This window comes from Pseudomonas cyclaminis (assembly GCF_015163715.1).
GTDB lineage: Bacteria > Pseudomonadota > Gammaproteobacteria > Pseudomonadales > Pseudomonadaceae > Aquipseudomonas > Aquipseudomonas cyclaminis.
In genome coordinates, this window is sequence record NZ_JADDUM010000342.1 from 1 (window position 1) to 4,415 (window position 4,415).

Sequence of the window (4,415 nt, forward strand, 5' to 3'; positions counted from 1 at the left end):
TCGGCCTGTTCGGCACCGTGTGGGGGATCATGGAAGCGCTCAAGGGCATCAGCGCGGCCGGCTCTGCCAGCCTGGAAACCGTGGCCGGGCCGATTGGCGCAGCGTTGGTGGCGACTGGCGTCGGTATCGCCGTCGCGGTGCCTGCGGTGCTGGTTTACAACTACTTCCTGCGTCGCCTGAAGCTCACGGCGGCCGATCTTGATGACTTTGCCCACGACTTCTACAGCCTCGCACAGAAAAACTCCTTCCGCGTGCTGCTGCACCCGGCGCTGAACAAAGCCAATGCCGGCAACCCGCAAAAAGTGAAGGAGGCGTCCTGAGATGGCCTTCTCCACGCAAGACAGTGATGAGGTGCTGAGCGAGATCAACGTCACGCCGCTGGTGGACGTGATGCTGGTGCTGCTGGTGGTGTTTATCGTCACCGCACCGCTGTTGACCAACGCGATTCCGATCAACCTGCCCAAGACCGAGGCCGTGGCCCCGGTCGAGCAAAAAGACCCGCTGGTGGTCAGCATCGACGGTGCCGGCAAGTTGTTTATCAACAAGGACGAAATCCAGCCGGACCTGCTGGAATTCAATCTGCAGGCGGCCAAGGCCAAGGACCCCGATGTGCGGGTGCAACTGCAGGCGGATGACGGAGTGAACTACGGCGAAGTGGCGCGAGCCATGGCGTCTATCGAACGGGCGGGGATTACCAAGCTGTCGGTGATTACCGCACGTTAACTGCAACAGCCTCGACAATTTTTTGGCCGTCTCCTTGGCAGGGTGCGGCCTTTTTTTTGCCTCAATTTCAGCAATACCACAGATTCAAAGTGCACCAGCCCCCGCGATTTGCGGATACCGGATTTCAACCTCTCGCTGAAACTTTCCAGCGCTTTCTTTAAGCCAGCCAATCAACCGAGCGATATCAGGTTCCGATTGCCGTCCATTGCGACAAATAACGTAGTACGCCGCCGGCGACATCATCACCGGCCCGCCGAGTGTGACCAACGCGCCATCTTCCAATTGGTCGTACACCAACGCTGTCCTGGCCAGTGCAATTCCGCCACCCTTCACCGCCAGGCTGATTGCCAGGCTGGAGTCCGGAAAGCGCGGCCCATGGTGATAAGGCGCAGCCGCCAGGCCCTGAAACGCAAACCAGCTTTCCCATCCCGGACACACCTGATCGTCCGCACGGTGAATGAGTGGATACTGCGCGATATCCGTCAGCGGAATATCGCCATTGACGCGTTGAAACTCTGGCGAGCACACCGGGAACACGGCATCGCGCATCAGCAGTTCGGCATGATGATCCGGGTAGTCGCCGTACCCCATCACAATCGCTACATCGAACTGATGAGCGCCGAGATTGGCGCTGTTCATGTCCGCACTGGTTAATACCAGGTCGAGGTTGAATGAAGCATCGGTGTGGGAACCATGCATTCTGGGGATTAGCCAGGTGGAACACAGAGAAGACGTGCACGAGAGGTAAAGCGGCTGGGACTTGCTCGGGTTAAGGGTGTGCAACGCTGCCTCAAGTTCTTTGAAAAAACCATCAGCAACCGGCAACAAAACGTGCCCCGCGGCCGTGAGATTCACGCCCCGGGAGTGGCGTTCAAACAACTGCACGCCCCACCACTCTTCCAGCCCCGCAATTTGATGGCTTATCGCACTGGCGGTCAGGTTCAACCGGGAGGCGGCGCGCGCGAAACTCCCTGTTTGCGCAGCGCTGACAAAGGCTTGCAGCATGGGGGTGGGTGGCGGACGTTGGCCCATCAGGTGCTCACTTTGATCAGGATGATCCCGCAAACAATGACGAACGCCGAAAGCATCCGCCGCCAGCCGAACTGCTCGTGAAAAAACAGCGCGGCAATAATGGCGCCGATAATAACACTGGTTTCCCGCAGCGCTGAGACCTTGGCCACCGCGTCCAGCGACAGCGCAAACAGCACCAGGCCGTAGGAAGTGAGGTAACAAACACCGCCCATGACGCCGACCTTCCAATGGTTGCGAATGGCCTCTGCGAATGCCACACGCTTTTTGATAATCGCCAGCGCCGGAATCGGAATGCTCTGGAATACCGTCAGATAGAGGATGTATTGCAGCACCGTCTCACTGGCTCTTACACCCTTGGCATCCACCACTGTGTAGGACGCGATGAACGCACCCGCGCACACAGCCATCAGGATCGGTTTGAACATATGTGCGGTCATCCGGCGCACGAACGTCAGGCTGATAATGCCGGCACAGATCAGTAACACTCCTGCCATCGCGTAGAGCGATAGCTGCTCATGCAGCAGAAAGTAGGAAAACAGCGCGACTAAAACCGGTGGCACCCCGCGCATGACCGGGTAGACCTGCCCAAAGTCGCCGGTCTCATACGCCTTGATCAGAAACAACCGATAGGCCGTGTTGAGCACTACGGAAACCAGCACGTAGCCCCACACCTGTGGGCTTGGCGCATTCACCAACGGCAGCGCCGCCAGGCAGATCAGCAGCGCCGTACCATCGACCATGGCCAAGGTCATGAAGCGACTGCTCCCCGCCCGGACGACCGCGTTCCAGGTGGCGTGCATGAAGGCGGAGATCAAAACGAGGGTGATCGCGATGTCGGAGTTGTCCATGGGGCTCGGTTTTCGATGGATATGGGAAGTCGTAAGTTACGACCGTCAGGAAATTATTGTTTGCGCAACCACATCCGTAACATGTACCGATTCAGGTCTTTTAAAGGCGTCGCGTCATCGATTTCTACGGACGGAGCATTGATATCGATGAAGTGCGTTCGGGTATGGAGAAACTTGTTGTCAGCTGAAATAAGTATCTGCCCTGGTTCGAGCAATACTCGATGTTGAACTGATGATTGATCAAGGACGGTATCTAAAAAATCTAATGCCTGAATTTGCGCCAAGGTTAATGGCACTCCTGCTTTTAGGTGCGCTGATTCAATGTAGACGCGAAAGTACCTAATCAAAGGAATACCTTCTTTGGAAAAGCTCAGGATCGGCGCTCTGAACAGTTGCTCTTCCTCTGACATACCGCGGTTTTCAAAATAGAAATTGCACTTAAGTTCATCCAATACGTCAGGGAACGCCATCAGCTCCGCGTATACCGCGCTAGCATCAATCAGAATACTTTCGCCACCCAGAAGGGCTTTCTGGCCACAGGCTAGGATCAAATAGTCGATAGGAAGCGGATCACTCACACCATCGTTATGGACATATGCGCCCTGGCGGGTTTGATGGTATCGCGCGCCTTCTTCAATGCTTCTACCTCCACGGTCATAAACTTCGATCACCTTATGGCCCAGATGGTTTTGCACCATTGGATCCGCCAACAAAGAGCCAAACGTCCATATCAGGGATTTGAAATTCGCAAGGTCATCAGCTTTAAACCCATCAATAATAAGGGCATGAGTTTCGTGATCTACGATGTTTCGTATATTGCGCAGTTCCGCACTTAGGGCCTGCGAGTGTAGGGGGTCAATGTGAGCAGGCCTTGCATCGAATCGGTCACCTTGAGAGCCCGGTTCGGATAGGGTTCTTGTGCTCAACAGCTCATCAAATGCTGCTTTAGAGAGTCTGATTTTAGATACTTCCTGGCGAAACATACTGACATTGATGTTCATCGCAATCCTTTACGGAGGTGAGTTGAAGTGCTTATTTAACTGAGCTCACCACACCCTGAAAAAGCGAAACATCGTCAGTGCTGCCATCAAAATTTGTCATGGAAGACTGTTCCTACAGAAAAAGTCGTCATCTAATCAAGGCTGGCATTTCGTCATGGTTTGTAAAGGGCCAGCAAGTCATGTCGCTTTAAATTGCAGGACGTTTCCGAGACAATCCCCGCCGCCTTGTGGCTGTTGGAATGGATGGCTAGTCTTCGGTCCGTCGCTGGTTTTCAGTGATCGGGTTTAGCAGCCTGAGTTCAATAGGCACACGGTTCACATCCGCGTTTATGGCGGCTGTGCGTGGGGCACCCTCGGGTGCGCTGGTGTTCCTATTGGCCAGTCTGCTAACCCGCGTACAGCTGCCACCTATCGTTTAGCAGCGTTAGTGGTCGCTCCCATGTTCAATAGGAGTTCCACCATGACCAAAGCACTCCCCGATCCACCCCTCGATTGCCTCGTCGCCAACGAAAATCTCAGTTTCGAAGACGCCCAACTTTATATCGCTCACCTGATCCACAGCGCCTCGGCCACCGTATGGGACTGCTGTGAGCACCTGCAACCGCACGACCGCGCGAAAATCCATGCGGTGTGGCATTTGCTGGAAATGGCCAAGACGGTGGTAGATCGCACCATCGACTGTATGCCTCGGACCAGTAACGCGATCTGAAAACCACTGCAATTCCAATGTGAAATCAGGTCAATGTGGGAGGGGGCTTGCCCCCGATAGCGGTGGTTCAGTCACAAAGGTCCTGGCTGATACACCGCCATC

Annotated in this window: 6 protein-coding genes; 3 read left to right on the plus strand and 3 right to left on the minus strand. The window is 55.1% G+C overall.

What is annotated here, in order from left to right; translation table 11 throughout:
• Both IQK56_RS30020 and IQK56_RS30025 read left to right on the plus strand, forming a co-directional pair.
• A partial coding sequence (locus IQK56_RS30020) for a MotA/TolQ/ExbB proton channel family protein (RefSeq protein WP_193901956.1) occupies positions 1 to 320 on the plus strand: 320 nt, incomplete at its 5' end.
• 1 nt (position 321) lies between these two features.
• Positions 322 to 723, plus strand: a complete 402-nt coding sequence (locus IQK56_RS30025) for an ExbD/TolR family protein (RefSeq protein WP_010565408.1) — start codon at positions 322 to 324, stop codon at positions 721 to 723.
• 84 nt (positions 724 to 807) lie between these two features.
• Here the strand turns inward: IQK56_RS30025 and IQK56_RS30030 are convergent, their stop codons facing one another.
• From IQK56_RS30030 to IQK56_RS30040, 3 genes are read right to left on the minus strand one after another with little or no spacing between them, the layout of a single operon-like run.
• Positions 808 to 1,755 (minus strand): LysR substrate-binding domain-containing protein, encoded by a 948-nt coding sequence (locus tag IQK56_RS30030; RefSeq protein WP_193901957.1) that lies wholly within the window; start codon positions 1,753 to 1,755, stop codon positions 808 to 810.
• On the minus strand, positions 1,755 to 2,603 hold the full coding sequence (locus IQK56_RS30035) for an EamA family transporter (RefSeq protein ID WP_193901958.1): 849 nt from the start codon (positions 2,601 to 2,603) through the stop codon (positions 1,755 to 1,757). The genes IQK56_RS30030 and IQK56_RS30035 overlap by 1 nt, the downstream gene beginning before the upstream one ends.
• Positions 2,604 to 2,656: 53 nt before the next feature.
• A complete protein-coding gene (locus tag IQK56_RS30040) occupies positions 2,657 to 3,604 on the minus strand; it encodes a TauD/TfdA family dioxygenase (protein ID WP_193864031.1) in 948 nt (315 codons plus the stop codon).
• Positions 3,605 to 4,064: 460 nt separating this feature from the next.
• Between IQK56_RS30040 and IQK56_RS30045 the strand changes: the two genes are divergently transcribed.
• Positions 4,065 to 4,313: a hypothetical protein gene (locus IQK56_RS30045; protein WP_122306812.1), complete on the plus strand. Its 249-nt coding sequence runs from the start codon at positions 4,065 to 4,067 to the stop codon at positions 4,311 to 4,313.
• The last annotated feature ends 102 nt before the right edge of the window (positions 4,314 to 4,415 follow it).

What these genes read in the sequence shown, in the direction of transcription:
- IQK56_RS30025 (WP_010565408.1), top strand. Translation starts at nt 322, where the DNA reads ATGGCCTTCTCCACGCAAGACAGTGATGAGGTGCTGAGCGAGATCAAC.
- IQK56_RS30045 (WP_122306812.1), top strand. Translation starts at nt 4,065, where the DNA reads ATGACCAAAGCACTCCCCGATCCACCCCTCGATTGCCTCGTCGCCAAC.
- IQK56_RS30035 (WP_193901958.1), bottom strand. Translation starts at nt 2,603, where the DNA reads ATGGACAACTCCGACATCGCGATCACCCTCGTTTTGATCTCCGCCTTC.
- IQK56_RS30040 (WP_193864031.1), bottom strand. Translation starts at nt 3,604, where the DNA reads ATGAACATCAATGTCAGTATGTTTCGCCAGGAAGTATCTAAAATCAGA.
- IQK56_RS30030 (WP_193901957.1), bottom strand. Translation starts at nt 1,755, where the DNA reads ATGGGCCAACGTCCGCCACCCACCCCCATGCTGCAAGCCTTTGTCAGC.